At 73.2% G+C, this 23,925-nt stretch carries 22 protein-coding genes; 13 read left to right on the top strand and 9 right to left on the bottom strand.

Annotation, left to right across the window (positions count from 1 at the left end):
- Positions 1-265: 265 nt before the first annotated feature.
- The 6 genes from JIG36_RS05875 to JIG36_RS05850 form a co-directional block, all read right to left on the bottom strand.
- On the bottom strand, positions 266-1,258 hold the full coding sequence (locus JIG36_RS05875; RefSeq protein WP_203374920.1) for a serine/threonine-protein kinase: 993 nt from the start codon (positions 1,256-1,258) through the stop codon (positions 266-268).
- 108 nt (positions 1,259-1,366) lie between these two features.
- Positions 1,367-1,909 carry a BON domain-containing protein gene (locus tag JIG36_RS05870; protein ID WP_203374919.1) on the bottom strand — a complete coding sequence of 181 codons (543 nt, stop codon included), beginning with the start codon at positions 1,907-1,909 and terminating at the stop codon, positions 1,367-1,369.
- A 262-nt stretch (positions 1,910-2,171) separates the two neighbouring features.
- On the bottom strand, positions 2,172-3,224 hold the full coding sequence (locus JIG36_RS05865; RefSeq protein WP_203374918.1) for a sensor histidine kinase: 1,053 nt from the start codon (positions 3,222-3,224) through the stop codon (positions 2,172-2,174).
- Entirely contained in the window at positions 3,217-3,900 is a 684-nt protein-coding gene (locus JIG36_RS05860; protein ID WP_203374917.1) for a response regulator transcription factor, read from the bottom strand. Before JIG36_RS05860 ends, JIG36_RS05865 begins: the two co-directional genes overlap by 8 nt.
- Before the next feature lie 83 nt (positions 3,901-3,983).
- Positions 3,984-5,357 carry a hypothetical protein gene (locus JIG36_RS05855; protein ID WP_438870699.1) on the bottom strand — a complete coding sequence of 458 codons (1,374 nt, stop codon included), beginning with the start codon at positions 5,355-5,357 and terminating at the stop codon, positions 3,984-3,986.
- Positions 5,333-6,382, bottom strand: a complete 1,050-nt coding sequence (locus tag JIG36_RS05850; RefSeq protein ID WP_307872583.1) for an NAD-dependent epimerase/dehydratase family protein — start codon at positions 6,380-6,382, stop codon at positions 5,333-5,335. The genes JIG36_RS05855 and JIG36_RS05850 overlap by 25 nt, the downstream gene beginning before the upstream one ends.
- 145 nt (positions 6,383-6,527) lie before the next feature.
- Between JIG36_RS05850 and JIG36_RS05845 the strand changes: the two genes are divergently transcribed.
- From JIG36_RS05845 to JIG36_RS05825, 5 genes are read left to right on the top strand one after another with little or no spacing between them, the layout of a single operon-like run.
- Positions 6,528-7,187, top strand: a complete 660-nt coding sequence (locus JIG36_RS05845) for a glycosyltransferase family 2 protein (RefSeq protein WP_203374916.1) — start codon at positions 6,528-6,530, stop codon at positions 7,185-7,187.
- The gene (locus JIG36_RS05840) at positions 7,184-7,807 is read left to right on the top strand and encodes a TIGR04282 family arsenosugar biosynthesis glycosyltransferase (RefSeq protein ID WP_203374915.1); all 624 of its coding nucleotides are present in this window, start codon (positions 7,184-7,186) and stop codon (positions 7,805-7,807) included. The genes JIG36_RS05845 and JIG36_RS05840 overlap by 4 nt, the downstream gene beginning before the upstream one ends.
- Entirely contained in the window at positions 7,804-8,472 is a 669-nt protein-coding gene (locus tag JIG36_RS05835) for a class I SAM-dependent methyltransferase (protein WP_203374914.1), read from the top strand. Before JIG36_RS05840 ends, JIG36_RS05835 begins: the two co-directional genes overlap by 4 nt.
- On the top strand, positions 8,469-9,668 hold the full coding sequence (locus JIG36_RS05830) for a molybdopterin-dependent oxidoreductase (protein WP_307872582.1): 1,200 nt from the start codon (positions 8,469-8,471) through the stop codon (positions 9,666-9,668). Before JIG36_RS05835 ends, JIG36_RS05830 begins: the two co-directional genes overlap by 4 nt.
- Positions 9,665-10,147, top strand: a complete 483-nt coding sequence (locus tag JIG36_RS05825; RefSeq protein ID WP_203374912.1) for a hypothetical protein — start codon at positions 9,665-9,667, stop codon at positions 10,145-10,147. Before JIG36_RS05830 ends, JIG36_RS05825 begins: the two co-directional genes overlap by 4 nt.
- A gap of 128 nt (positions 10,148-10,275) precedes the next feature.
- On the opposite strand, the gene JIG36_RS05820 is transcribed toward JIG36_RS05825, so the two are convergent.
- Positions 10,276-11,115, bottom strand: coding sequence for an SDR family oxidoreductase (locus JIG36_RS05820; protein WP_236045947.1), 840 nt, complete (start codon positions 11,113-11,115; stop codon positions 10,276-10,278).
- Between the two features lie 133 nt (positions 11,116-11,248).
- On the bottom strand, positions 11,249-12,241 hold the full coding sequence (locus JIG36_RS05815; protein WP_307872581.1) for an RNA polymerase subunit sigma-70: 993 nt from the start codon (positions 12,239-12,241) through the stop codon (positions 11,249-11,251).
- 133 nt (positions 12,242-12,374) lie between these two features.
- On the opposite strand from JIG36_RS05815, the gene JIG36_RS05810 reads away from it, so the two are divergent.
- Both JIG36_RS05810 and JIG36_RS05805 read left to right on the top strand, forming a co-directional pair.
- Positions 12,375-12,818: a hypothetical protein gene (locus JIG36_RS05810; RefSeq protein ID WP_203374910.1), complete on the top strand. Its 444-nt coding sequence runs from the start codon at positions 12,375-12,377 to the stop codon at positions 12,816-12,818.
- A gap of 75 nt (positions 12,819-12,893) precedes the next feature.
- Positions 12,894-13,286: a VOC family protein gene (locus JIG36_RS05805; RefSeq protein WP_203374909.1), complete on the top strand. Its 393-nt coding sequence runs from the start codon at positions 12,894-12,896 to the stop codon at positions 13,284-13,286.
- Positions 13,287-13,368: 82 nt separating this feature from the next.
- On the opposite strand, the gene JIG36_RS05800 is transcribed toward JIG36_RS05805, so the two are convergent.
- Positions 13,369-13,908 carry a hypothetical protein gene (locus tag JIG36_RS05800; protein ID WP_203374908.1) on the bottom strand — a complete coding sequence of 180 codons (540 nt, stop codon included), beginning with the start codon at positions 13,906-13,908 and terminating at the stop codon, positions 13,369-13,371.
- 152 nt (positions 13,909-14,060) lie between these two features.
- Here JIG36_RS05800 and JIG36_RS05795 point away from each other — a divergent pair, with 152 nt between their 5' ends.
- The 6 genes from JIG36_RS05795 to JIG36_RS05770 all read left to right on the top strand — a co-directional run bounded on the left by JIG36_RS05795 (position 14,061) and on the right by JIG36_RS05770 (position 23,903).
- On the top strand, positions 14,061-15,371 hold the full coding sequence (locus JIG36_RS05795; RefSeq protein WP_203374907.1) for a family 43 glycosylhydrolase: 1,311 nt from the start codon (positions 14,061-14,063) through the stop codon (positions 15,369-15,371).
- A 134-nt stretch (positions 15,372-15,505) separates the two neighbouring features.
- Entirely contained in the window at positions 15,506-16,594 is a 1,089-nt protein-coding gene (locus JIG36_RS05790) for a GntR family transcriptional regulator (RefSeq protein WP_203374906.1), read from the top strand.
- Between the two features lie 143 nt (positions 16,595-16,737).
- Complete coding sequence (locus tag JIG36_RS05785; protein ID WP_203374905.1) at positions 16,738-17,823, top strand: Gfo/Idh/MocA family protein; 1,086 nt, start codon at positions 16,738-16,740, stop codon at positions 17,821-17,823.
- 127 nt (positions 17,824-17,950) lie between these two features.
- Positions 17,951-18,967, top strand: a complete 1,017-nt coding sequence (locus JIG36_RS05780; RefSeq protein WP_203374904.1) for an NAD-dependent epimerase/dehydratase family protein — start codon at positions 17,951-17,953, stop codon at positions 18,965-18,967.
- The gene (locus JIG36_RS05775) at positions 18,967-20,025 is read left to right on the top strand and encodes a dihydrodipicolinate synthase family protein (protein ID WP_203374903.1); all 1,059 of its coding nucleotides are present in this window, start codon (positions 18,967-18,969) and stop codon (positions 20,023-20,025) included. The genes JIG36_RS05780 and JIG36_RS05775 overlap by 1 nt, the downstream gene beginning before the upstream one ends.
- Complete coding sequence (locus JIG36_RS05770) at positions 20,022-23,903, top strand: heparinase II/III domain-containing protein (protein ID WP_203374902.1); 3,882 nt, start codon at positions 20,022-20,024, stop codon at positions 23,901-23,903. The genes JIG36_RS05775 and JIG36_RS05770 overlap by 4 nt, the downstream gene beginning before the upstream one ends.
- The last annotated feature ends 22 nt before the right edge of the window (positions 23,904-23,925 follow it).

Here is a 23,925-nt window from a genome sequence, read left to right as displayed (position 1 = left end):
GGCGTTCAACGGCGGTGCTGACCTGTCTCCTCATGCCTCGCGTTCGGCGGCGGTGTGGACAGGCCAGTTCACGCTCGTTGTCCGGTGACGGACGGGCGCGCGGACTGCGTCCCGTGTTCCGGCGCGGTGCGGACGGGGTCGGCTCACGTCTCGGCGTCCCTGCATCTGGCGGCGCGGAGGGGGCTGTCGCGTGCCCGGCGTTCGGCGGTGGTGAGGACGGGCCGGGCTCACGTCCAGGCGGTTGTCGACGGGCGGACCTGCCTGCTCACGCCTCGGTGTCCGGCGGCGGGGTGGACAGGTCGGCGGTGGCGGCGACGCTGGGGTGCGTCGGGCCCGCCTCGCCGGGGCCGGCCGGGGCCTGGTGGGCGATGACCGCGCCGAGCAGGGTCACGGCCGCGGCCACGCACGCTGCCGCCAGCACCTGGGGCCGGGTCACCGGCTTGGGTCGACGCTGCGGGTAGCGCCCGGCGGCGAACTCGCGCAGCACCCGGGCCGCCTCGGTGGCAGTGGGGCGCCGGCTCGGCCGGGATGACAGAAGCAGCTGGTGGAGGTCGACGACGGCGGCCGGGAAGGCGTGCTGGTCGGGGAACGTGGGCATCGGACGGAGGTGGCGGTCGATGAGGATCTGTTCGGGGGTCGCCCCCTGCCACGGCGGTGCGCCAGTGAGGCATTCGTGCAGCAGGACACCCAACGCGTAGACGTCGGCGGGGGGATGGGACTGCTGGCCCTGCAACTGCTCCGGCGCGGAGTAGGCGGGTGTGCCCCAGACCCGTCCGCCGGCGTCGACCGGCTTCTCGCCGACCGGGGCCGCCACGCCGAAGTCGACCAGCTTGGCGCCGGTCGGACCGAGCATGACGTTCTTCGGTTTGATGTCACGATGCACGATTCCCCGGGCGTGGGCGGCGGCCAGGGCGGCGGCGACGTCGGCGGCGATCGCGGCCGCCTCGGCCGGTGGCATCGGGCCGTCCCCCTTCAGCCGGTCGGCCAGGGTGCCGCCGGGCACGTATTCCATGACCAGGAAGGGCGCACCCGTCACGGCTTCGCCGAAGTCGAGGACGCGAGCCACGTTGGGGTGGTTGAGCAGCGCGGCGGCGCGAGCCTCGTCCAGCGGTGTGGCCAGCCCGGACGCGGCCGACCCGTGGATCATCTTGATCGCCACCGGCCGTCGCAGTGAGCGGTCGAAGCCGCGGTGCACGGCGGATGTCCCGCCGTGACCGATCTGGGCCCCGACGCGGTAGCGGCCGGCTAGCAACGGCATGGATTCACCCTCCGGACGGCACGTCTCTTTTGCGTATCATGTCCGCCCGGCATGGAAGGGTTGCCGCAGGTCGATGACGGTTCCATGACTAATCCCGCCGAGCGGGGGTCACCGCCGGCGGACGGACACCGTCGCGGCGGTGCCGGCCAGCGCGATCAGCAGAGCGGGCAGGGCGGGAAGGTCGAAGACGACCGTGACCACCGGCAGGGCCAGCCAGAGCACGATCAGCGCGGCGAAGACGACCGGGCCGGCACCGGTTCGTCGGGCGGCGAGTGTCGATCCCGCGCGGGAACGCCGGTTCCGCCACCGTTCACGTGTCGAGGGGCGCAGACCGGCGACGATCTCGTCGAAGCCGTCACCCCGTGGCGCGGCCGCGCCGGGCGGCACCACGAGGGTGTTGCACACGTCCTGGGCACCCGGCAGCGAGCGGACCACCTCGGCGGCGGTGGTGCGGGCGCTCCAGGAACGGACGGCGCCGGCCAGGAGGACCACGTCGTTCTGCGCGCTGACCCGGATCGGCTCGTGCCGGGTCCGGTCGTCGCCGGCCAGTCCCAGGACGGCGGCCAGAACGAGCCGGGTCTCCCGCGACACGGTCACCGGATCCCGGCGGCGCTGCGCCGCGAGGAACTCGTCGTCCGGCAGCGGTTGCACGTCCGTCCTCCCTCCGCCGCGACCGGTGCCATGGTGGGCAGCCGAGTTGGCGGGCGTCCCTCGGAAACATGACAGTCCCGTGACTCCCGCCGGCCAACCGGCCCGGAGAGGAAGCGATCCCGGCTGCTGGCCGGGCCGTGGAGCGGGCTCGGGCGCTGGTCAGGTGGTGACGGTTGGGGTTGGCGCTGGTGGCTGCGCGTGCTGGGTGGGCGCGCCACAGGCTCAGCGTCGCGAACGGCGCTACCGCGACGGCCACGGGTGGTCAGGAGGCGGAACCGGCCCGGTGACGGGTGAGCGGTTGCGGGCGGCCGGGCAGGCGTACGACGAAGCGGCAACCGTCGCCGGTGTTGCCCACGCCGACCTGGCCGCCGTGTGCCTCGACCAAGCCGCGGACGATGGCCAGGCCCAGGCCGCCGCCGGCCGTGCCCGTGGGCTCGGGGCTGCGGGAACGCTCGCCGCGGAAGGCCACGTCGAAGACCCGGGGCAGGTCGGCCTCGGGGATGCCGCCGCACGTGTCGGTGACCGCCAGCCACGCGTCCTGGTCGTCGTGGCCGGCCTCGATGCGTACGGTGCCTTCCGGTGGGGTGTAACGCACGGAGTTGACCAGCAGGTTGGTCACCACCCGGCCCAGCTCGGGCTCGCTGCCGAGCACGACCGGCCAGCCGGACTCGGCGGCGACCAGCTGGATGCGGCGGTGGGCGGCCAGCGGCGCGGTGGCGGCGATGGCCTCGGAGACCACGTCGCCGAGCGGAACCTGGGCGACGGCCAGGTGCAGCGCGCCCGCGTTGATGCGGGACAGTTCGAACAGGTCGTCGACCAGGTGGGTCATCCGGTCGGTCTCGATGCGGATCCGGTGGTGGTATTCGGCGACCGCGGCCGGGTCGGCGACCACTCTGTCCTCCAGGGCCTCGGCCATGGCGCGCAGCCCGGCGAGGGGAGTGCGCAGGTCGTGCGAGACCCACGCGACCAGCTCGCGGCGCCCGGCCTCGAGGCGGCGTTCCTGGGCGCGGGCCTGCGCCGACCACATGGCGGCCGCGGCCAGCCGGCGGCCGAAGGTGAAGCCCACGGCCAGGCTGACCAGGGCCGCGGCCAGCACGGTGAGCAGCACCACCTGCAGGTCGTGGGCGGACAGGAACATGGCCTGGGCGACCGTGGCGACGCCGGCCACGACGGCGGTGACGGTGACGACCAGCAGCACGCCGATGTGCACGGCGATCGAGCGTCCGGTCAGCCGGCGCAGCACCAGCATCCCGCCCAGGCCCACGGCGGTGCCCGCGCCCAGCGCGTACAGGGCGATGAGCAGCAGGTCAGTCATGGGTGGGCTCGTAGCGGTAGCCGACGCCCCAGGCGGTCACGATGCGGCGGGGCGACGCCGGATCCTGTTCGATCTTCTCGCGCAGTCGTCGCACGTGCACGGTGACCGTCGACTGGTCACCGAACTGCCAGCCCCACACCTGATCGAGCAGTTCGGCCCGCGACCAGGCCCGGGCCGGGTGGCGCAGCAGGAAGACGAGCAGGTCGAACTCGCGGACGGTCAGCGCCAGCGGCCGGTCGCCGAGCCGGGCGATGCGGCGGCCGGTGTCGGCGGTCAGTTCGCCGTCGCGGAGCAGGGCCGTGCCGGTCGCGGGCGGGCTGCGGCGCAGCACCGAGCGCACCCGCAGCACGAGTTCGCGCGGCGAGAACGGCTTGGTGACGTAGTCGTCGGCGCCGACCTCGAGGCCGGCCACGCGGTCGGCCTCGTCGCCGAGCGCGGTCAGCATCACCACCGGCAGCTCGGGCCGGCGGTGCCGCAGCCGCCGGCACACCTCGAGCCCGTCCAGGCCGGGCATCATCAGGTCGAGGACGACCAGGTCGGGCTGCTCGGCCTCGACCGCGCTGAGGGCGGCCAGGCCGTCGGGGGCCAGGCGTACGCGGCAGCCGTCCTGTTCGAGGTAACGGCGGACCACGTCGCTGACGGTCGGATCGTCGTCGACGACGAGCACGTGGGGCACGACCTCACGCTACCCAGCCCGCCGCCGATCGGGGACCGGCGAGTTCTTTCGAGGTTCTTACGTCGGCCGGCGGCGAGGCCCGGTCACCAGGTCGTCAGCAGCAGGTGGTTGACCAGCAGCGCGACCGTGGCCCGGACGGCGAGCCAGAACCGGCGGCCGGGCGCGGGGATGAGGGCAGCGCCGGCCATCAGCCAGACCGCGAACGGCAGCCAGATCCGCTCCACCTCGGCCTTGCTGTAGCCGGACACGTCGGCGGCCAGCACGGCCAGCAGCGCCCCGACCGGCAGCAGCACCACAGGATGAAGCCGGCTCAGGGCGACGACCGCCGGGTGCGGCCGGGCCAGGGCGACGACCGCCCGGCGCAGGATCACCGCGGCGGCCGGTCCGGCGCAGACGGCCAGCAGGGCGAGATCGGCCCAGACCCAGTACGCGTACGGCCGCACGCTGGCGATGCCCTGGTAATACCGGATGCCGACCAGGTGATAGCCGTCCAGCCACCAGAACCCGGCGAACGTGAACACCGCCACCACCGCGGCCGCCGCCCCGAGCGCCACGCCCAGATGCAGCGCGGGCTGGGGCCGTACGCGGGAAGCGAGAAACACCACGACGAGCGCGGGCAGGGCCAGGAGCACCAGCCCGTACGACAGATAGAGGCACCCGCCGAGCAGCAGTCCCGCCCCGGCCGCGGCCACCACGTTCCGCCCGGTCAGCGCGACGGCCAGCAACGCCAGCCCGCTCGCGGCGACCCCGGCGAACAGCCCGTCGGCCGACGCCCCGATCCACACCGCCCCCGGGAACAGCACCAGGAAGGGAACCGTGGCCCGGGCCGCGCCCTCGTCGCCCAGCGCCCGCACCGTGACCGGCACGGCCACCGCGCACAGGGCTCCGCCCGCGACACAGGCCAGCGCGGCCCAGCCGCCGCCACCGAGGCCGATCCGGTCGAGACCGACGAAGACCAGCAGCGCGCCCGGCGGATGACCGGAGACGTGGGTGCTCCACGAGTCCGGCTGGAAGTCGACGATGCGGGCGGCGAATCCGCGCAGCATGGCGGCCACATCGGTGACGCCGCCGACCTCGCTGAGATATTCGTGGCGGGTGGTGAGCCGGCCCGCGAGGCCGCGCTGCCAGCCGTCCACCAGCGCCAGGGACAGGATCCAGGCCACGGCCGCGAGGTAGGCGACCGCGAGCAGCCGCCGCCAGGGCAGGGCCGCCGCCATCCGCGGCCCATGAACCGCGACCAGCGCGGCCGTCGCGAGCGCGAGCGGAGTGCCCGGTCCGAGGTGCGGCCACCAGCGACCGGTGAACGGGGCCGACGTGGCGTGCACCGGATGACCGGCCGCATAGAGGACCGCGGCGGCGGCCCCGGCCAGCACGACGAGCAGCAGGGCGCCACCAGCCGCGACCAGGTCGGCGCGTTCCCACCGGCGATCGGTCAGCGCAGGGCGGCGTGTGCGAATTCGGCCACCCCCGTACGCAGGCCGGTCGTGGCCGTGAAGCCCAGTTCGGCCGTGGCCCGGGCCGGCGATGCCACGATGTGCCGCACGTCGCCCAGGCGGAACTCCCCGGTCACCACCGGGCCGGGGCCGCCGACCGCATCGGCCAGTGCCTCGGCCATCTCGCCGACCGTGGCCGGAGCGCCGGAGGCGACGTTGAACGGCCGGAAGCCGGTCAGGTCGGCCGCCGTCGCGTCGAGGGCGGCCAGGTTGGCCCGGGCCACATCGGACACATGCACGAAGTCGCGCCGCTGGCCCCCGTCCTCGAACACCCGGGGGGCGCGACCGGCCTCCAGCGCCGAGCGAAAGATGGCCGCGACCCCGCTGTACGGCGTGTCCCGGGGCATGCCCGGGCCGTACACGTTGTGGTAGCGCAGCGCCGCCACCGATCCGCCGGTCTGCCGGGCCCAGGCCGCGCTCAGGTGTTCCTGCGCCAGCTTGGTAGCGGCGTAGACGCTGCGCGGGTCGAGTACGGCGTCCTCGTCGACCAGTTCCGGCCGCAGCTCCCGCCCGCAGGCCGGGCAGACCGGTTCGAAGCGTTCCGCGGCCAGGGCGGCGACCTCGCGGGCGGCGGGCCGGACGGGGCCGTCGGCCGGGCAGCGGTAGGCGCCCTCGCCGTAGACGACCATGGAACTGGCCAGCACCAGCCGGTGCACGCCGAGCCGGGCCATCTCGGCCAGCAGCACGGCCGTCCCGAGGTCGTTGGCGCCGACGTAGTCGGGCAGATCGTCCAGGTCGACGCCCATCCCGACCATCGCGGCCTGATGCACGACCACGTCGATGCCCGGCAGCACACCGGCCACAGTGGAGCGGTCGCGGACGTCGCCGCGTACCAGCGGGGCGCCGTGGATGTCGCGGGGGAGCGGGCCGCGGTGGGCGGCCGGATGGGCGGAGTCGAGCACCCGCACCTCGTGCCCGGCCTCGAGCAGGGCCGCGGTCACGTGGGTGCCGATGAAACCGGCGCCGCCGGTCACGAGAACATGGGTCACGGGAGACGACCGTAGACCCCGTCGCGGCCGGGCGCAGGGCCTCTGAGCAGCACGTCAGCGGTTCGTAAGAACTGCCGGGGACGTAAGGAAGCGGTAAGGCGGATCCGGCGTCGCGGCCCCTTCGGCGGGGCTAACTTCGGCGTCCATGACCGACGTAGTTCTGCCCTGTCTCAACGAGGCCCCCGCGCTGCCCCGGCTGCTGAGCCGGCTGCCCGGCGGCTACCGGGCGATCGTGGCCGACAACGGTTCGACCGACGGCACCGCCGATGTGGCGCGGGCCTTCGGCGCCACCGTCGTCACCGTTCCCGAGCCCGGCTACGGCGCGGCCGTGCACGCCGGGATCCTCGCCGCCGCACCGGCCGACGGCGTGGTCTGCGTGATGGACGCCGACGGCTCCTTCGACCCGGCCGAGCTGCCGTTGGTGGCCGACCCGGTGCGGGCCGGCCGGGCCCGGCTCGTGGTCGCCCGGCGCCGTCCGGTCACGCGCCGGGCATGGCCGCCGCACGCCCGGATCGGCAACGCCGTGCTGGCCCACCGGGTGCGCCGGAGCACCGGCCTCGACGTGCACGACATCGGCCCGATGCGGGCGGCCCGGCGTGACGACCTGCTCGCGCTCGACCTGCGCGACCGGCGCTTCGGCTACCCGCTCGAGCTTCTCGTGGCGGCCGGCCGGGCCGGGTGGACGGTCACCGAGGTCGACGTCGCCTACCATCCCCGCGCCGCCGGAACCCGATCGAAGGTCACCGGCACGGTCCGCGGCACGGTGCGCGCTATCCGGGACATGAGCGCGGTGCTGGCCCGATGAGCGCGCAGATCCTGGTGATGGCCAAGACCCCGGTTCCGGGCCGGGTCAAGACGCGGCTGTGCCCGCCCTGCACGCCGGCCCGGGCGGCCCGGATCGCCGCCGCCGCGCTCGCCGACACCGTCGACGCTGTCACGGCCACCCGCGCCGACGCCCGGATCCTGGTCGTGGACGGCGACCAGCCGGCCCCGGCGGGCTGGGGCCGTGCGGCCCAGCGTGGCGACGACCTCGGCGAGCGGCTGGCCCACGCCTACACCGACACCGCCGGACCCGGCCGGGCCGCCCTGCTGATCGGCATGGACACCCCACAGGCGGATCCGTGGTTGCTCGCCGGCGCCCTGGCCACGCTGCTGACCGACGGCGTCGACGCGGTGCTGGGCCCGGCCTCCGACGGCGGCTGGTGGGCGCTCGGCCTGCGCGATCCGGCCCACGCCCAGGTTCTGCGTGACATACCCACGTCGACCGCGACCACCGGCGCGCTCACCCTGGCCGCGCTCACCGGTCGCGGGCTGCGGGTCGCGGCCCTGCCCACGCTCACCGACGTCGACACGATGGACGACGCGTACGCGGTCGCCGCGCTGTGTCGCCCGCAGAGCCGCTTCGCCATGGAGGTGGCCGCATGACCGCGACCTCGACCCGGCTGCTCCCCGCCCTGACCGTCTTCGACGCCGCCCTGTCGCGGGCCGGCGCCGGTGCGACGAGTGTCCTCACCGTCCGCAACAACCGTGGGGCCGAGCAGCAGGTCGACGCCACGTCCTGGCGCCGCCCGTGGCTGCCCGGCGACGACCGTCTGCTCGACCGTTGCGGCGGCCCGGTGCTCGACATCGGCTGCGGTCCCGGCCGCCTCACCTACGCCCTCAGCCGGCGCGGGCACGCCGCGCTGGGAGTCGACGTCAGCGCCGCCGCCGTCCAGCTGGCCCGCGCCCGCGGGGCGATCGCGCTGCGCCGCGACGTCTTCGGCGCCCTGCCCGGCGAGGGCCGGTGGCGGCACCTGCTGCTCGCCGACGGCAACATCGGCATCGGCGGCGACCCGGCCCGGCTGCTGCGCCGCGGCCGGGAACTGCTGGCTCCGGACGGCCGCTTACACGTCGAACTGGCCCCGCCCGGCACCCCCAGCTGGGCCGGTGAGGCCCGGATCAGCGCCGGGGGCGGCCCGGCGAGCGAACCGTTCCGGTGGGCCGTGCTGGCCGCCGGGGACCTGCCGGAGCCGGCCGTGGCGAGCGGCCTGAGGATCCTGGCCACCTGGACGGAGGCGGGCCGATGGTTCGCGACCCTGAGCCCCGCGTGAAGACCTCCCTGCGGGCCTGGCTCTTCCAGCCGCTCCCGCCACCACCGGCCGCCCTGCGCCGCGGGCCGCTGCGCCCCGGCGCGTTCGACTCCCGGTCGCGGTCGGCCCGGCTCACCAGCCTGCTCGGCATCGCCCTCGCGGTCGCCTTCACGGTCTGCTTCGTGACCGGCCTGATCAGCCACTTCATCCAGCACCCGCCGTGGTGGTTCGGCTGGCCGTCCCGGCCGGTCGGCCTCTATCGGGTCACCCAGGGCGTGCACGTGGCGACCGGCCTGGCCTCGGTCCCGCTGCTCGGCGCGAAACTGTGGTCGGTCTACCCGCGACTGTTCGCCTGGCCTCCCGTACGCGACCCGGTCCACGCGATCGAGCGGGCCGGGATCGCCGCGCTCGTCGCCGCCGCCCTCTTCCAGCTGATCAGCGGCATCCTGAACATCGCGCACTGGTACGAGCCGATGCCGTTCTTCTTCACCGCCGGTCACTACTGGTCGGCCTGGCTGGCGATCGGCGCGCTGCTGGCCCACATCGGCGTCAAGCTCCCGATCGTCCGGTCGGCCCTGCGCCACCGTACGCCGGAGCGCGCCCCCGCCGGGTCGATCAGCCGCCGTGGATTGCTCGGCACGGTCGGCGCCGCGGCCGGAATCATCACCCTGGCCACCGCCGGGCAGACCGTGGCCCCGCTGGCCCCGATCGCCGTCCTCGCCCCGCGCCGGCCCGGCACCGGCCCGCAACACCTTCCGGTCAACAAGACCGCGGGCGGCGCCGGGGTCCGCGACGCCATCTTCGCCCCCGGCTACCGGCTGACACTGACCGGCCCCGGCCGTACGCGGAACCTCGCCCTGGCCGACCTCGCCGCGCTGCCCCAGCACACCGTCGTGCTGCCGATCAGCTGCGTCGAGGGGTGGAGCTCGACCGGCACCTGGACCGGGGTCCGGCTGCGCGACCTAGTCGAGCTGGCCGGAGTGGACCCGGAGGACGCCGAGGCCTTCGTCGAGTCGCTGGAGACCCGCGGGCGCTACCGGGCCACCACCGTGCCGCCGCCGCACGTGCGCGACCCCTTCACGCTGATCGCGCTGCGGCTCGGCGGCGAACCGCTGCACCCCGACCACGGCTATCCGGCCCGGCTGATCGCTCCCAACCGCCCCGGCGTGCTCCAGACCAAATGGGTCGGGCGAATCACCGTACGGGGAATGCAATGAGAACCGCACGGTGGGCACTCATCGGCGCCGGCGGTCTCGTGATGGTGTACGCGATCGCCGGCGCGCTCACCGACCCCGACGTGAAGGGCGGCGCCCTGCTTTTCCTGATCGGCGTGCTGGTCGCGCACGACGGCGTGTTGCTGCCGCTCACGATCGGCGCCGGCGCGCTCGCCGGCCGGCTCGTCCCGATGCCGGTCCGCACCCTGGTCCGCGCGGCCCTGCTCGTCAGCCTGGCCGTGACGGTCGTGGCGCTGCCGCTGGTGCTGGGCCGGGGCCGGGCCGTCGACAACCCGTCATTGCTTCCCCTTCCGTACGGGCGGGGCCAGCTCGAGACATACGCGGTCATCTGGGCGGCGACCGGCGTGGCCGCACTCGTGGCCGCCCGGCGCCGGCGATCCGCGGGGCCGGCGGACGACTCCCGTGCGGGCCGCCGGTCCCGTCAGCCGCGCTCGCACAAACCGCCGTCCCCGAACGGATAGGACTCCGCCGTCGGTCAGCCGTGCTCGCGCAGTCCGTGCCCGCGCAGTCCGTGCCCGCGCAGTCCGTGCCCGCGCAGTCCGTGCCCGCGCAGTCCGCGCCCGCGCAGACCGTGCCTGCGCAGACCGTGTCAGGTGCGCTCGTGCAGACCGTCGCGGTCGAGCAGATAGGACTCCGCGAGAGCCGTTCCGGGAGTGGCGGCCAGGACGACGATGTGGGCGCCGACCGTGGCCGGGTCCGGGGCCGCGCTGACCCGGGCCCGGAACTCGTCCTCGGTGATCCCGGCGGCTTGCGCGTACGACCGGATCGCCGTTTCTCCCACTCCCGTGCCGGGCGTGATGCCGGGCAGCACGGTCGTCATGGCGATGCCGAGATCGCGCGCCGGCGCCGCCGCATAACCCGTGATCAGCCGTACGGTGGCCTTGGCACCCGCATAGCCGCCACTGAGCGGGGAACCCCGCAGCTCGGCCGCGCTGCCGAACACGACCACGCGTGAACCGGGGCTGAGCGGCAGCCGCAACGCCGCCCGCAACCAGACGAAGGCGATCCGTACGTCGGCGTGCCAGTTGGCCGAGAAGCTCTCCCAGGTCTGCTCGGTGAGCGGCCGCATCGGCGGAGCGGTTCCGGCCGTGACCACCAGCAGGCCGGGCCGGATCGCGGCCAGCACCTTGTCGGCGAACGCCTCGTCGGTGGCGTCACCGGCCTCACCGTCGAGGCCTGCGGCGCCGGCGAGCAAGGCGTTGATGCTCGGGGCGTCGGCGAGCGAGGCGCCAGTGCTCGGCGCATCGGCCATCTGGTCGCCGGTGGCGGGGGAGTCATTGATCCGGGAATCGGTAAGCGGGGAATCGGTGATGGGGAAGAGGTCGCGGGCCACCACCGTCACCCGGGCCCCGGCGTCACGGACGGCCCGGGCCACCCCGAGTCCCAGGCCGCGGCTGCCGCCGACGACCACTGCTGACTGCCCTGCCATCGCTGTCACGTGTCCTCCTGGAGTGTTCGTGTCAGCTGTTCCGATCCCGGCCGCCGGGCAGAATCACCGGCCCGCCGAAAGCCGGGAGCAGTTCAGGCTGCAGAAAGATGTGGATGTGCCGGACCCCGTCCGCTCAGCCGTTCCGATCCCGGCTGCCGGGCAGAGTCACCGGCCCGCCGAAAGCCGGCAGCAGATCCGGCTGCAGAAAGATGTGGATGTGCCGGACCCTGTCCGCGGCGACGTCGAGGATCTGCAGGGCGTGCGCGGTGAACCCGCCGTCCGGCTCGCGGGCGTACATCGCGTACGTGGGCTGGCCGTTGGCCGTCATCGGCGACGCGAGCATGGCGAAGCGGCCGGGTTCGCGCAGCACGTGGGTGCCGAGGAAGCCGAGCACGGCGGCGCGGCCGGCGAACCAGGTGGCGTGCGGCGGCATCTCGAGGGTGACGTCCTCGCGCAGCAGCGCAGCCAGCGCACCGACATCGGCCTCCTCGAAGGCCCCGACGTAGCGGCGCAACCGGGTGCGCAGTTCACCGTCGCCGGGTTCGCTCATCGTCTCGGGGTCGGGCGCGGTGCGGGCAAGCCGGTCCCGGGCCCGCCGTAACGCGCTGTTGACCGCGATCGTCGTCGTGCCGAGCGCCACCGCGACCTCGTCGGCCGGCAGGTCCGCGACGTCGCGCAGCAGCAGAACGGCCCGCTGCGAGGCCGGCAGGTGCTGAAGCGCCGCGACGAACGCCAGCCGCACCTGCTGCCGGGCACCGGCCGCCTCGGCCGGATCGACGGGCAGGGGAGCCAGCCACGCGGTCCGTTCCGGCGCCGCCCGGGCCGGCCGGTGCCAGTCCTCCTCCGGACCGCCCAGATCGGACGGGAGGGCTCGCCGGGCCCGCTGTTCCAGCTGACGCAGGCAGACGTTGGTGGCGATCCGGTGCAGCCACGTGCGGGCCGAGGCCCGTCCCTCGAACCCTTCGAAACCGCGCCAGGCCCGCAGGAACGTCTCCTGCACCGCGTCTTCGGCGTCGGCCGCCGAACCGAGCATCCGGTAGCAGTGCCCGAGAATTTCCCGCCTGAGCGGCCCGGTCACCTCGGTGAACCTCGCCTCGTCGGCCACGATCCCGACCTTACGCACCACGGGCGCACCTCCTTCACCCGTACGGATCCGGGCCGGCGCCGGAATTCACCGGGCCGGGGCCGCCGGGTTTCGTGGTGCTAGTCCCCGGGCAACCATCATCGCGTCGGTCGTCGCCACCATGAGGAGAGACACTGTGAAGATCGTCAAGCTGGCCGCCGGGCTCGCCATCGGTTACGTGCTGGGCAGCCGGGCCGGCCGGGAGACGTACGAGAAGATCGCGACCAACGCGCGGCAGCTGCGTGACCATCCGACCGTGCGCCAGACGCAGGAGAAGGCCACCGCGATGCTTTCCAACGGCACCGACGCGGCGACGGCCAAGCTGCACGACAAGGCCACCAGCATCGAAGCGTCGACCACGAAGCCGCAGGTGAAGGCCGTCACCGAGGCGTCGACCACGAAGCCGCAGGTGAAGCCGACGACCGACGCAGCGACGACCAAGCCGCAGGTGAAGGCCACCGAGGCGTCGATGTCCACGCCGCACGAGAAGGCAGCCGCCGCCCCGCGTACCCCGGCCGCCGTCAAGCCGCGACCGACGCCGAAGCCGGTGGAGCCGGTCAACGGTCAGCCTCTGCTCTGACAAGTACGAAGGCGCGGGTCGGTGGCACAGGCCACGACCCGCGCGTTCGCGTGTCCGGAGGCGGGAGGTCCGATAATGACGGACGTGACGCCGATCGGACGACTGCATCACCTGATCTTCGACTGCCCCGACCCGATCACCTCGGCCGAGTTCTGGAGTGCCGTGCTCGGGTGGCCGGTCACGTTCGACGACGGCGACTTCGTGGTGGTCTCCGTCGACTCCACCACCTCGGGACTCGCGTTCCAGCGAGCGCCCGGGAACCCGCCGTCCACATGGCCCGATCCGGCCGTTCCACAGCAGTTGCACCATGACGTCATGGTCGACGACCTGGCTGCCGCGACCGATCAGGTGCTGGCCCTCGGCGCCACCCGGCGTCCTGGCGACCACGTCTTCGCCGACCCGGCCGGGCACCCGTTCTGCCTCATCCCGAGGCCCGGGTGGGCCGAGCCGGTAGCCGGCCGGACCTGACCCCCGGGCGGCCCCGGACGACCTGGCCCCGGCCGGCCGGACTCCGGGCGGCTTGGCCGCGGGCCGACCGGGCCGCGGGCGGTCAGTGGGTGAACGGCTCCAGGCAGCCGAACTCGGCCGCCGCGCCCGTCACCTCGACCAGGACACGCTCCGGGCGGACGTCGCCGATCACGCAACCGGCCTCGGGGAACGTCACCGCGAAGACCGTGCCCGGTGGCGTCCGCATCTCGTTGACCTGGACGTCTTCCGTGGCCAGACCCAGCGCCAGCAACACCCGCCGGGTCGACGCGGGCGCGAAGTCGCCGGAAGCGCGCAGTCCGGTGAGCGCGGGCCGGATGCGAGCAGCGAGCGCGTCCCCGGCCCGCTGCTCCTCGGCGGTCAGTTCGTGCCGTTGCTTCCACCCGTTGTTCTCGGCCTGGTGGGGCGCGCCGTCACCGGGCGGCGGGGCCTGATCTCCCGCACCGTCCGTCGGCACCGAAGCCGGCGGCACTGAAGATGGCTGCGACACGGTCGACGGAAGCGTCGCCGCGTCGCCGTCCCCCGCTCCCGGCCGGGCGCACCCGAGCGCCACCAGCCCGAGCGCCACCGCCGTCACCGTCCGGCCCGCATTCCACTTCGGCATCGCCGCCGCCCCCGTTCGCCGCGGCCCGCATCGTAGCCAGGGCCCGCCACCGGCGAAGACGGTCTTTCTGCCGACTGTTTACCGTCGAAATTGATCTCATTAGCGTCGATTTTCGGCGGGTGCCCACCGCCCGCCGGAAAGGGACGTGACCGATGACGTTGTCCATGAACCGCCGGACGTTGCTGGCCGGCGCGGCCGGAACCTTGGCCGCGACCGCCGTTCCGGCCGCAGCCGAAGCCGCGGCCAAATCCGGGACCGCCGCAGCCAAAGCCGAAGCCGGAGTCGCGCGCAAACCGCGCAACTGGCCCGACCCCGAGCCGTACGGAATGGCCGACGCCCGCCCCGAGCTGTGGCCCCGCGACGACAACTCGTTCGTCCTGCCGCTCGAGCTGCGACCCCGCGACGAGGCACTGGGCCGGGTGTGGATGCGCGACACCTACGTCAACTGCTTCACCGTCGGCGGCCGGCCGCTCTACGTGGCGACCGGAACCAGCCGGGTTCCGGGGCTCGAGGCCGCCTCACCCTGGAACGACGGGCTCTTCGTGTGGACGTCGCGCTCGATGCGCGGGCCGTGGCGGCTGGCTGACACCACCCGCTTCCGGCCGGACGCCGAACGGGGCAAGGTCTGGTCACCCGAGTTCGTCGGGGAGAACCGGCCCGGCCGTACGGTGGTGGCGCCGTGGCAGGAGTACTGGACCGACACCCAGTTCGGCAAGCGGGGTCAGGTGTGGGCGCCCGAGGTGCACTACTTCCGCGGGAAGTGGTACATCGTCGCCTGCATGGGGGACCACTCGCAGAAGGTCGGCTCGTTCCTGCTCGTCAGCGACGGCGGCGTCGAGGGCCCGTACCGCCTGGCCGAGGGCAACGCGACCAAACCGTTCGGCGACCCGTTGCCCACCGGGCCCGCGGTCGTGCGGCCGGGCGCCTACCACCACATCGACGGCAGCATGTACACCGAGGGCAGCAATGCCTGGCTGGTGCTGCACAACAACCTATACGCACGGTTCCGCGACGACATGGAGGACATCGTCCCGGCGACCGCCCTGCCCGCGTTCCAGCAGATGCCGTACAGCCCCGAGCCGTACCTGGAGGGCGCCTACGTCTTCAAGCACAAGGGCAAGTACTTCCTGCTGCACGCGGCCTGGGACCGCACCTCGATCAACGCCGACGGCACGACCCGGTACGCGTACGACACCCCGGCCGCCGGACGGGTGCAGTTCCAGTACGACGCGATCGTGGCCGTCTCCGACCACTTCGAGGGTCCCTACTCCGAGCGCTGGACCGCGGGCGTCGGCGCCGGGCACAACAACTTCTTCGCCGACCACACCGGGCAGTTGTGGGCGACGTTCTTCCGCAACCCGAATTTCGGCTACTGGTCGAATCCGGCGCGCCTCGCCGACTCGGCCGTTGCCGGCGTGGTCCGCCTGGAATGGACCGGAGAACGCCTGTACGTCGAGCGCTAATTGCAGGAATTCATTCCTCGAAACGATTGCTCGATCGCGCCGTAAATGCTTTTCAAGGCTTGACATGCCATTGACGGATACGCATCATTCTCGGCATGACGGCGCCGGAAAACGCACATTCATTCCCTAAAAGAATGAAAGCGTGGGCACTGGCGGAGGTCCTCCGGAAGGAGATCGCCGGCGGTGTGTGGCCGGTCGGCGGGCGACTGCCGACCGAGCCCGACCTCGCCCGCCGCCACGACATCGCCATCAACACGGTGCGCCGGGCGGTCGGGCTGCTCGTGGACGAGGGTCTGGTCGACCGGCGTCAGGGCTCCGGCACCTACGTGCGGGTCCGGCCCGACCAGACCCCGGGCGAGGCGGCCCGGGTTGTCGGCGTGTTGGTGCCGTCGACGTCGTACTTCTATCCCCGCATCATCACCGGCATCGAGCGGGTCCTCAGCGCCAACGGCGTCAACGTGATGCTGGCCAGCTCCGACTACCGGCCCGACCGGGAAGCGGCCCACCTGCGCCGCTTCCTCGACTCCGCGGTCGACGGTCTCATCCTGGTGCCCAACCTGCACCTGATGACGGACCCCCAGGCGTACGTGGAAAGCCTGCGATCGCTGCCCGTCCCGTACGTCCTGACCGAACGCCGCCCGCCTGCCCCGGCCCCGGACGACCCGACCAACTATGTCGTGACCGACCACGCCGCCGGCGTCCACACGGCGATCAACCACCTGGTGAAGCTGGGGCACCGCCGCATCGGCTGTCTGGGCCGGGTCCGCACCGGCAGCTCGGCGGCGGTCTCGGAGGGCTTCCGCCAGACCTGCGCCCGGCTCGACCTGCCCGTGGTGCCCGAGGCCGTCGTCTGTCACGAGGTGTGGACCACCGAGCAGATCGCGGACTTCGCCCGGCGCTGCCGGGACCACGAGGTCACCGCGGTCTTCTGCCACGGCGACCGGGACGCCGCTTCGCTGCTGGCCCGCGCGCAGGCGCTCGGGCTCCGGGTGCCGCACGACCTCGCCCTGGTCACCTACGACGACGAGGTGGCCGACATCGGCAACCCGCCGCTGACCGCCGTCGCCCCGCCCAAGCAGGCGGTCGGGGCCGCCTCGGCCGAACTTCTCCTCAAACTCATGGCCGACGAGGCCGCACCCGTGCACCGGATGGAGCTGCAGCCGCAGCTGGTCCTGCGCGACTCCTGCGGCGCACGCGAGCCGGCGGTCGCCGCCTCGCCCTGAATCCCCCCGAACCGAGAGGGCGAGGCAGCGCACGCGGGCCAGCGTCAGCCGCCTCGCTCTGAATACCCCGAACTGAGAGGGTGCCGCGCTTCCGCGGTCGCCCTGACCCCGCATGCCCAGAGCAGGTACGGCAAGGAGTAACAGTGCCCACCACCGGAAAGCCATTGAGGATCGGACTGATCGGCGCCGGCGCCGTCGGGATCCGGCACGTGCAGGCCGCCCGCGACAACCCGGAGGTCTCGCTGCGGGCCGTCTGCGACCTCGACCCCCGGACCGCGTCCGCCGCCGCTCGTCAGGTCGGCGCCGACATCTACACCGACTACCGGGACATGCTGGCCGGCGCCGACCTGGACGCGGTCATCATCACCTCACCGCACTCCCTGCACGCCGACATGACCGTGGCCGCGGCCGCCACCGGCGCGCACGTGCTTGTCGAGAAGCCGATGGCGACCTCCCTCGAGGACTGCGACCGCATGATCGACGCCTGCGCCCGGGCCGGCGTGGTGCTCGCGGTCGGGCACGTGTCCCGCTTCGACCCGTCCATCGCCGAGGCCGGCCGCATCCTCGGGGCCGGCACGCTGGGCCCGGTCCGCGGCATCACCCACCGGCGCTCGGCGCACTACCAGCCAGGCAGCCGCCCGGGCTGGTTCTTCGATCCGGTGCTGGCCGGTGGCGGCATCGTCATCAACGTCGGCACCCACGGTCTGGACCGCATCCAGATGCTCGGCGGCGGCATGGCGACCCGGGTGACCGCGCAGACCCTGCACCGCGACGGCCTGGAGATCGAGACCGACTGCTTCGGCCTGCTCGAACTCGACAGCGGCGTCAAGGCCGGCTTCGTGTTCACCAGCGCCGCCCTGTCCTACGTGGACGAGACGCTCATTCTGTGTCAGGACGGTTCGCTGCGGTGGTCGGCCACCGACGGACTCTGGATGTCGCGCACCGGACGGCCCGAGGAGCGCACCGGCCGGCCCGAGGAGCGCACCGGCCGGCCCGAGGAGCGCACCGGCCGGCCCGAGGAGCGGGTCGGTGCCCCCAGCAGCAGCCCCCGCGAGGCCTTCGCGGCGCAGCTGGCCGACTTCGTGACGGCCTGCCGCACCGGGGGCCGCCCCTTCATCGACGGCCCGTACGGGCGGGCCGTGCTCGCCACCGTCCTGGCCGTCTATGAGTCGTCGGCCACCGGCGAGCCCGCGCTCGTCCGGTCCGCGCAGGTGCAGAGGCTCGCATGACGACGCCGGCCTTCAGCTTCCTGGGCTGCCACTGGCCGGCCTCGGCTATCGCGGCTGGCTGTCGCTGGAGTGGGAGGCCGCCTGGTATCCCGACGCGTCGCCTACCGACCCCTGATGCGGAGCCCCGTTGAAATCTCTGGCTGAACTGGAAGAGGACCTGTCCCGCCCGGGCCCGGAAGTGGTGGCGTCCCTGGCCGCCGGCGACGGTGACATCATGCTGCTCGGCGTCGCCGGCAAGGTGGGCCCCGATCTCGCCGTGATGGCCCGCCGCGCGCTCGACGAGGCGGGCCGCCCGGCCACCGTCTACGGGGTCGCCCGGAACCCCGACGAGCCGACCCGCGAGCGGCTGGAGAAGGCCGGTGTCCGGCTGCTTCGGGCCGACCTGCTCGACGACGCCGCCCTGCGCGGGCTGCCCGACTGCCCGCGCATCGTCTATCTGGCCGGCCGCAAGTTCGGCACCAGCGGCGACGCCGGCACCACCTGGGCCCTCAACACCTATCTGCCCGGCAAGGTCTTCGAACGCTTCCCGAGCTCGCGGATCGTGGCCTTCTCGACCGGCAACGTCTATCCGCTCACGCCGGTCACGAGCGGCGGCGCCGACGAGGACACCGAGCCGGGACCGGTCGGGGAGTATGCGCAGTCCTGCCTCGGCCGGGAGCGGGTCATCGAGCACTTCTCCCGCGTCAACGGCACCGAGGCCGCGATCGTGCGGCTCAACTACGCGGTCGAGATGCGCTACGGCGTGATCCTCGAGCTGGCCCGGGCCGTCGCCGAGGGGAGGCCGGTCGACCTTGCCACCGGCAACGTCAACGTGATCTGGCAGGGCGACGTCAACGCGGTCACCCTGCGGCTGTTCGAGCACTGCGCCACCCCGCCGTACGTGCTCAACCTGACCGGCCCCGAGACCGCGTCGGTGCGCTGGCTGTGCGAGCAGCTGGGCCGGCGCCTCGGTGCCGAGCCGGTCTTCACCGGCACCGAGGAACCGACGTCGCTGCTGTCCAACTCGGCCAAGCAGGTCGCCACGTTCGGCTATCCCCGGGTGCCGCTGGGCCGGGTGCTCGACCTGACCGCCGCATGGGTGCGCTCCGGCGGTGCCGTGCACGGCAAGGCCACCCACTTCCAGCAGCGGGAGGGCCGGTTCTGATGCGCGCCGAAGCCGAGCGCACCCTGATGCGCGGCACCGTCATCCCGGCCCACCCGCTGGTCATCACGCCCGACGGCTCGCTCGACGAGCGCCGGCAGACCGCGCTGACCCGCTACTACCTCGACGCCGGAGCCGGTGGACTGGCCGTCGGGGTGCACACGACCCAGTTCGCCGTACGGGAGGCCGGGTTGCTCCCCGCCGTGCTGGCGCTCGCCGCCGACACCGCCCGGGAACGCAAGCCCTTGATGGTGGCCGGGGTTGCCGGCTCCACAAGAGACGCCGTCGACGAAGCCGAGTTGGCCGAGCTGCTCGGTTACGACATGGCGCTGGTCATCCTGCGCGGGCTCGACAACTGGGACGAGACCCGGCTGCTCGAACACTGCCGGGCGATCGGCGAGGTGCTGCCGCTGTGCGGTTTCTACCTGCAACCGGCCGTCGGCGGGCGGGCCCTGAGCGTGGACTTCTGGCGCTCGCTGGCCGAGCTCCCGGCACTGCGGGCGGTCAAGATCGCGCCGTTCGACCGCTATCGGACCCTCGACGTCGTACGGGGAATCTGTCAGTCGGGCCGGGAATCCGAGGTGGCCCTCTACACCGGCAACGACGACAACATCGTGGCCGACCTGCTCACCACGTTCGAGGTCGACGTCGGCGGCGCCAAGGTGCGCAAGCGGATCGTGGGCGGGCTCCTCGGGCAGACCGCGGTCTGGACCCGTACGGCGGTAGCCCTCCACGACCGCATCCGGCAGGCCCTCGAGACCGGCCGGATCGACGCCGAGCTGCTGACCCTCGGCGCCCAGCTGACCGACGCCAACGCGGCCGTCTTCGACGTCGCCGGCCACTTCGCCGGCTCGGTCGCCGGGATCCACGAGGTCCTGCGCCGCCAGGGTCTGCTCGACGAGGTCCGGCTGCTCGACCCGCTCGAAACCCTGTCGCCGGGCCAGTCCGGCGAGCTCGACCGGGTCATGGCCGCCTATCCCCACCTGACCGACGACGCCTTCGTCGCCGAGCACCGGGCCCGCTGGCTGCGCGGCCGCCCGGTGGAAGGAGCGCACCTGTGACCCGCCTGACCGCCCTTCTCTCCCCCCTGCTGAGCTCGGTCGTCGTCTTCGCGCCGGCCGCTCCCGCAACCGCCGCGGACGGGGTCAACCTGGTGCCCAACCCGGGTTTCGAGGTGGCCTCGCCGCCCGCCGAGAACTGCCTGATCCCCAGCTGGTGCACGCCGTATCAGAGCGAGACCTACGCCGTGGACACCGAGACGAAGGCGAGCGGTGCCCGCTCGATGCGCATCGACGGCTCGGCCACCAGGAAGATCGGCGGCTTCGTCACCGTGCCCCTCGCGCAGGCCACGCTGCCGGTGGTGCGCATCTCGGCCAAGGTGAAACTCGACCGGGTCACGCTGGCCGACTACACCGATTTCCCGGGCGGGGCGCGGGTCTCCCTGAGCTTCTCGTACGTCAACGCGGGGCAGACGGTCTACACGGGTTCCGGTGTGCTCGGCGGCATCATGACCGGAACCCGGGACTGGACAACGGTTTCCGGCACGTTCCGGGTGCCGCCGCTCACCACCCGGGTGCAGATCATCAACTCGGTGCAGACCTCGACCGGCACGATGTGGGTGGACGACGTGGAGGTGGTCGGCGCGTCGAACTGGGTCACCCCGGACGACATGACCAAGACTGTGGCCGCGGGCGGATCGGCGACCTATCTGCTCGCCGTGACCAACCGCCGTACCGTGGCCGATTCCCTTGCCCTGACGGCAGACGGGGACACCACCGTCGAGCCGGCCACGACACCGGTGCTCCAGCCAGGCGCGTCGGCCACGGTCAAGGTGACCGTACGGGCCCAGGACGCCGCCACCGTGACCAACGTGCGCATCACCCCGACCGGCGACGCGGCCCTGACCCAGGTGGCCCGGCTGACCACGAAGGTCGCCGAGCCCGCGGCCGGACCGCAGGAACCGCACGTCTACAACACCGTGGCGCAGCTGCAGGCCCTGCGTACGAGAATCGGCGGTCAGGCCTGGGCCCGCAACGCGTTCACCACCGTGGTCAAGGCGGAGGCCGACGCCTGGCTCGACCGGCCGCTCGACAAGACGGTGTTCCATGGCGGCTGGAGCGGCAACTTCAAGTGCCCCGGCACCAACACGATGCTCACCTTCGACTACAACAGCCCGGGCAGTCACGTCTGCCCGATCGACGGCAAGCGGTACAGCGGGGAGCCGTACGACAGCGCCTGGACTGAGATCTGGCACAACAACGCCGCCCAGGCCGCGTCCGACCTCGCGCTGACCTACCAGATGCTGCCAGCCTCCGACCCGGACCGGCCCAAGTATGCGGCCAAGGCGCGGGACATCCTGCGCTACTACGCCGTCTGGTATCTGTCGGTGCCGCTCAACGGGCTCTACGGCCGGGTCCACTACCAGTCTCTGGACGAGGCGGTGGCGGCGATCGGCCTGATCGACGCGTACGACCTGATCCGCTCGACCCTGACGGCGGCCGACCGGGTCGACATCGAGAACAACCTGCTGCGGGTGCTGGCCGAAACGGTCGCCGGCAACCCCATGGCGACCTCGAACTTCCAGGCCTGGCACGACGCCGCCATCTATGGCGTGGGTGCGGCCGTCGACGACAGCGGACTGCGCGCCGCCGCCCTCGACGACACCAACTGGCTGCTCGACCACGCCGTGCTGAAGGACGGCTGGTGGTGGGAGGGCGCGGCCAGCTATCACCTCTACGCCATGCAGGCGCTGACCCAGGTGGTGATCGCCGCCCGCAACCAGCCCGGCGGGCCCGACCTGACCGGGGATCCGCGGTTCAAGCGCATGCAGACCGCGATCCTGCCCTACCTCTACCCGGACACCACCGTTCCGGCGTCGGGTGACGGCGGCACCTGGGGGCGCAAGTTCGGCCCCAACTTCGCGCAGTTCGCCGAGTGGGCCTACGCCGAGTACCGCGACCCGCAGTTCGCGGTGGGACTGGCCTACTCGTACCAGAACCTCAAGAACCCGCGGGTCGACCGCTTCGCCCTGCGGTACGGGGCTGACACGATTCCAGCCTCGACGGGTGTCCGGCAGCCGAGCACCACGCTGCCCGGGCTGGGCGAGACCGTGCTGCGCTCGGGTGCGCCCGACAACCTGCTGCGCTACGGCAACGTCGCCGTGCTGCCTCGCGAAGGGGCGGCCACGCTGCGGCTGACCGCCATGGTCAAGGGAAGCGGCAAGCTCACGCTCACCTTCACCGACAACCACGGCCGTATGGTCGGCAGCAAGTCGGTTCCGGCCGGGCCGACCAGCGGGTGGGCCGCCAGCGACACCCGCGTCGACGTCCCCGCGACCGCGACCCGGGTTCGCCTGCGAGTGGACAGGACGCTGGAGGCCGACCAGCTCGATCTGTGGTCGGAGAATCTGCTCGACGACGGCGGTTTCGAAGGCCGCGCCGCGGGCTGGACCGCCGCCGGCCAGGCCGACCGGGTGCCTACGGCCTATCGGGGTGAGCGGGCCGCCCGCCTGCGTTCCGGCAGTTGGAGCCAGCTGGTGCCGGTGAACGGCACCACCGGCAGGCTCACGTTGCAGGCCCGCGTGCGGTCGCTGGGAGCGTCGGCCACAGCCCGATTCGAACTCGAGTTCCGCCAGGCCGACGGCTCGGCCATCGCCACCCGCGTGGTCAAGCTGGAGGTCCGGCCCGGATTCGTGCTGCGCAGCCTCGCGGCCGACGTGCCCAAGGACGCCGCCGCCGTGCAGGTCACGCTGGCCGCCGCCGATCTGGTCGGCAGCGCGGTGTTCGACGACGTGACGCTGACCGCGGACGCCGCCCTCGACCCGTTCCAGGTCGACGCGGTGCGCCTCGACCACGGCGTTCCCGGCGGCACCCACGGCCACGCCGACAAGCTGCACCTCGACGTCGTCGGCGGCGGGGGACTGCCCTCCACCGACCTGAGCCAGGTCTACGGCGCCGACAACGCCGACCTGACCGACAACTGGTACCGCGAGTCGGTCTCGCACAACACGGTGGTGGTCGACGGCCGCAGCCAGGACCGCAAGGCCCGCGGCCGGTTGCTGGCCTTCGGCGAGACGCCGGGACTGCGGGTGGCCGACGCCGACACCACCACCGCGTACGCCGATGTCAGCCTGCGCCGCTCGGTTCTCATGGCCGACGGGTACGCGCTCGACGTGGTCGACGCGTCGAGCCCGGCCCCGCACACGTATGACCAGTCGTGGCACGGCGATGGCGCGCTCGAGGTCGGCGGCGTCACCATGGGGGCGCCGGCGTGCGGGGAACCGGGGTGCGCGCTCGACCCGGAGAACCGGGACAACGGTTATCACCGGCTGGCGATGACGGCCCAGGGCAACGCGGCCGACGGGTTGTGGCGGGCGACGTGGAAGTCACCGACGACCGTGCTGGAGATGCGGGCGCTGCAACCGGGATCGACCACGCTGCTGCAGAGCCAGGCCCCGGGCGTGGCCACCACCGGGCAGCCGATCCCGTTCCTGCTGGCCCGGCGGGAGGCCGTACGGGACGCGCGGTTCACCACGCTGCTGGAGACCCGGTCGGTGACCGAGGGGCCGGTCGTGAAGCAGGCGACCCGGATCTCCGACGACCACGTGCGGGTCGACCGCACCGACGGCGGGCGTGACGACCTGCTGTTCCGCAGCCCGGCCGGCGGCGGTGGATACGCGCTGGTGCGGGACGGGCGGGACGTGTCGCTGGTCAGGAGCACCGGAGTGGCCCTCGACGGAACGACCCTGGTGACCGCTTCGCGGCGCCTCGACTCGGCCACGATCGAGCGGGCCGGCGGGGACCTGACGGTGACGGCCTCGGCGGCCGCCGGACCGGTGACGCTGCGCGTGTTCGCGCCCGGGGTGCGGACGGTGACGCTCAACGGCGAGCGGACCACCTTCCGGCGGGACGGCAACTACGCCGTCGTGACCCTCAACTGACCGCCCCTTTCCGGGAGCCTGA

The organism is Paractinoplanes ovalisporus, assembly GCF_016834655.1.
Classification (GTDB): Bacteria; Actinomycetota; Actinomycetes; order Mycobacteriales; family Micromonosporaceae; genus Actinoplanes; species Actinoplanes ovalisporus.
Note: the sequence above shows the minus strand (reverse complement) of the source record. Positions and strands in the feature narration are given on the sequence as shown.

What these genes read in the sequence shown, in the direction of transcription:
- JIG36_RS05825 (WP_203374912.1), top strand. Translation starts at nt 9,665, where the DNA reads ATGAGAACCGCACGGTGGGCACTCATCGGCGCCGGCGGTCTCGTGATG.
- JIG36_RS05795 (WP_203374907.1), top strand. Translation starts at nt 14,061, where the DNA reads ATGACGTTGTCCATGAACCGCCGGACGTTGCTGGCCGGCGCGGCCGGA.
- JIG36_RS05840 (WP_203374915.1), top strand. Translation starts at nt 7,184, where the DNA reads ATGAGCGCGCAGATCCTGGTGATGGCCAAGACCCCGGTTCCGGGCCGG.
- JIG36_RS05835 (WP_203374914.1), top strand. Translation starts at nt 7,804, where the DNA reads ATGACCGCGACCTCGACCCGGCTGCTCCCCGCCCTGACCGTCTTCGAC.
- JIG36_RS05800 (WP_203374908.1), bottom strand. Translation starts at nt 13,908, where the DNA reads ATGCCGAAGTGGAATGCGGGCCGGACGGTGACGGCGGTGGCGCTCGGG.
- JIG36_RS05845 (WP_203374916.1), top strand. Translation starts at nt 6,528, where the DNA reads ATGACCGACGTAGTTCTGCCCTGTCTCAACGAGGCCCCCGCGCTGCCC.
- JIG36_RS05875 (WP_203374920.1), bottom strand. Translation starts at nt 1,258, where the DNA reads ATGCCGTTGCTAGCCGGCCGCTACCGCGTCGGGGCCCAGATCGGTCAC.
- JIG36_RS05775 (WP_203374903.1), top strand. Translation starts at nt 18,967, where the DNA reads ATGCGCGCCGAAGCCGAGCGCACCCTGATGCGCGGCACCGTCATCCCG.
- JIG36_RS05805 (WP_203374909.1), top strand. Translation starts at nt 12,894, where the DNA reads ATGACGGACGTGACGCCGATCGGACGACTGCATCACCTGATCTTCGAC.
- JIG36_RS05790 (WP_203374906.1), top strand. Translation starts at nt 15,506, where the DNA reads ATGAAAGCGTGGGCACTGGCGGAGGTCCTCCGGAAGGAGATCGCCGGC.
- JIG36_RS05865 (WP_203374918.1), bottom strand. Translation starts at nt 3,224, where the DNA reads ATGACTGACCTGCTGCTCATCGCCCTGTACGCGCTGGGCGCGGGCACC.
- JIG36_RS05820 (WP_236045947.1), bottom strand. Translation starts at nt 11,115, where the DNA reads ATGGCAGGGCAGTCAGCAGTGGTCGTCGGCGGCAGCCGCGGCCTGGGA.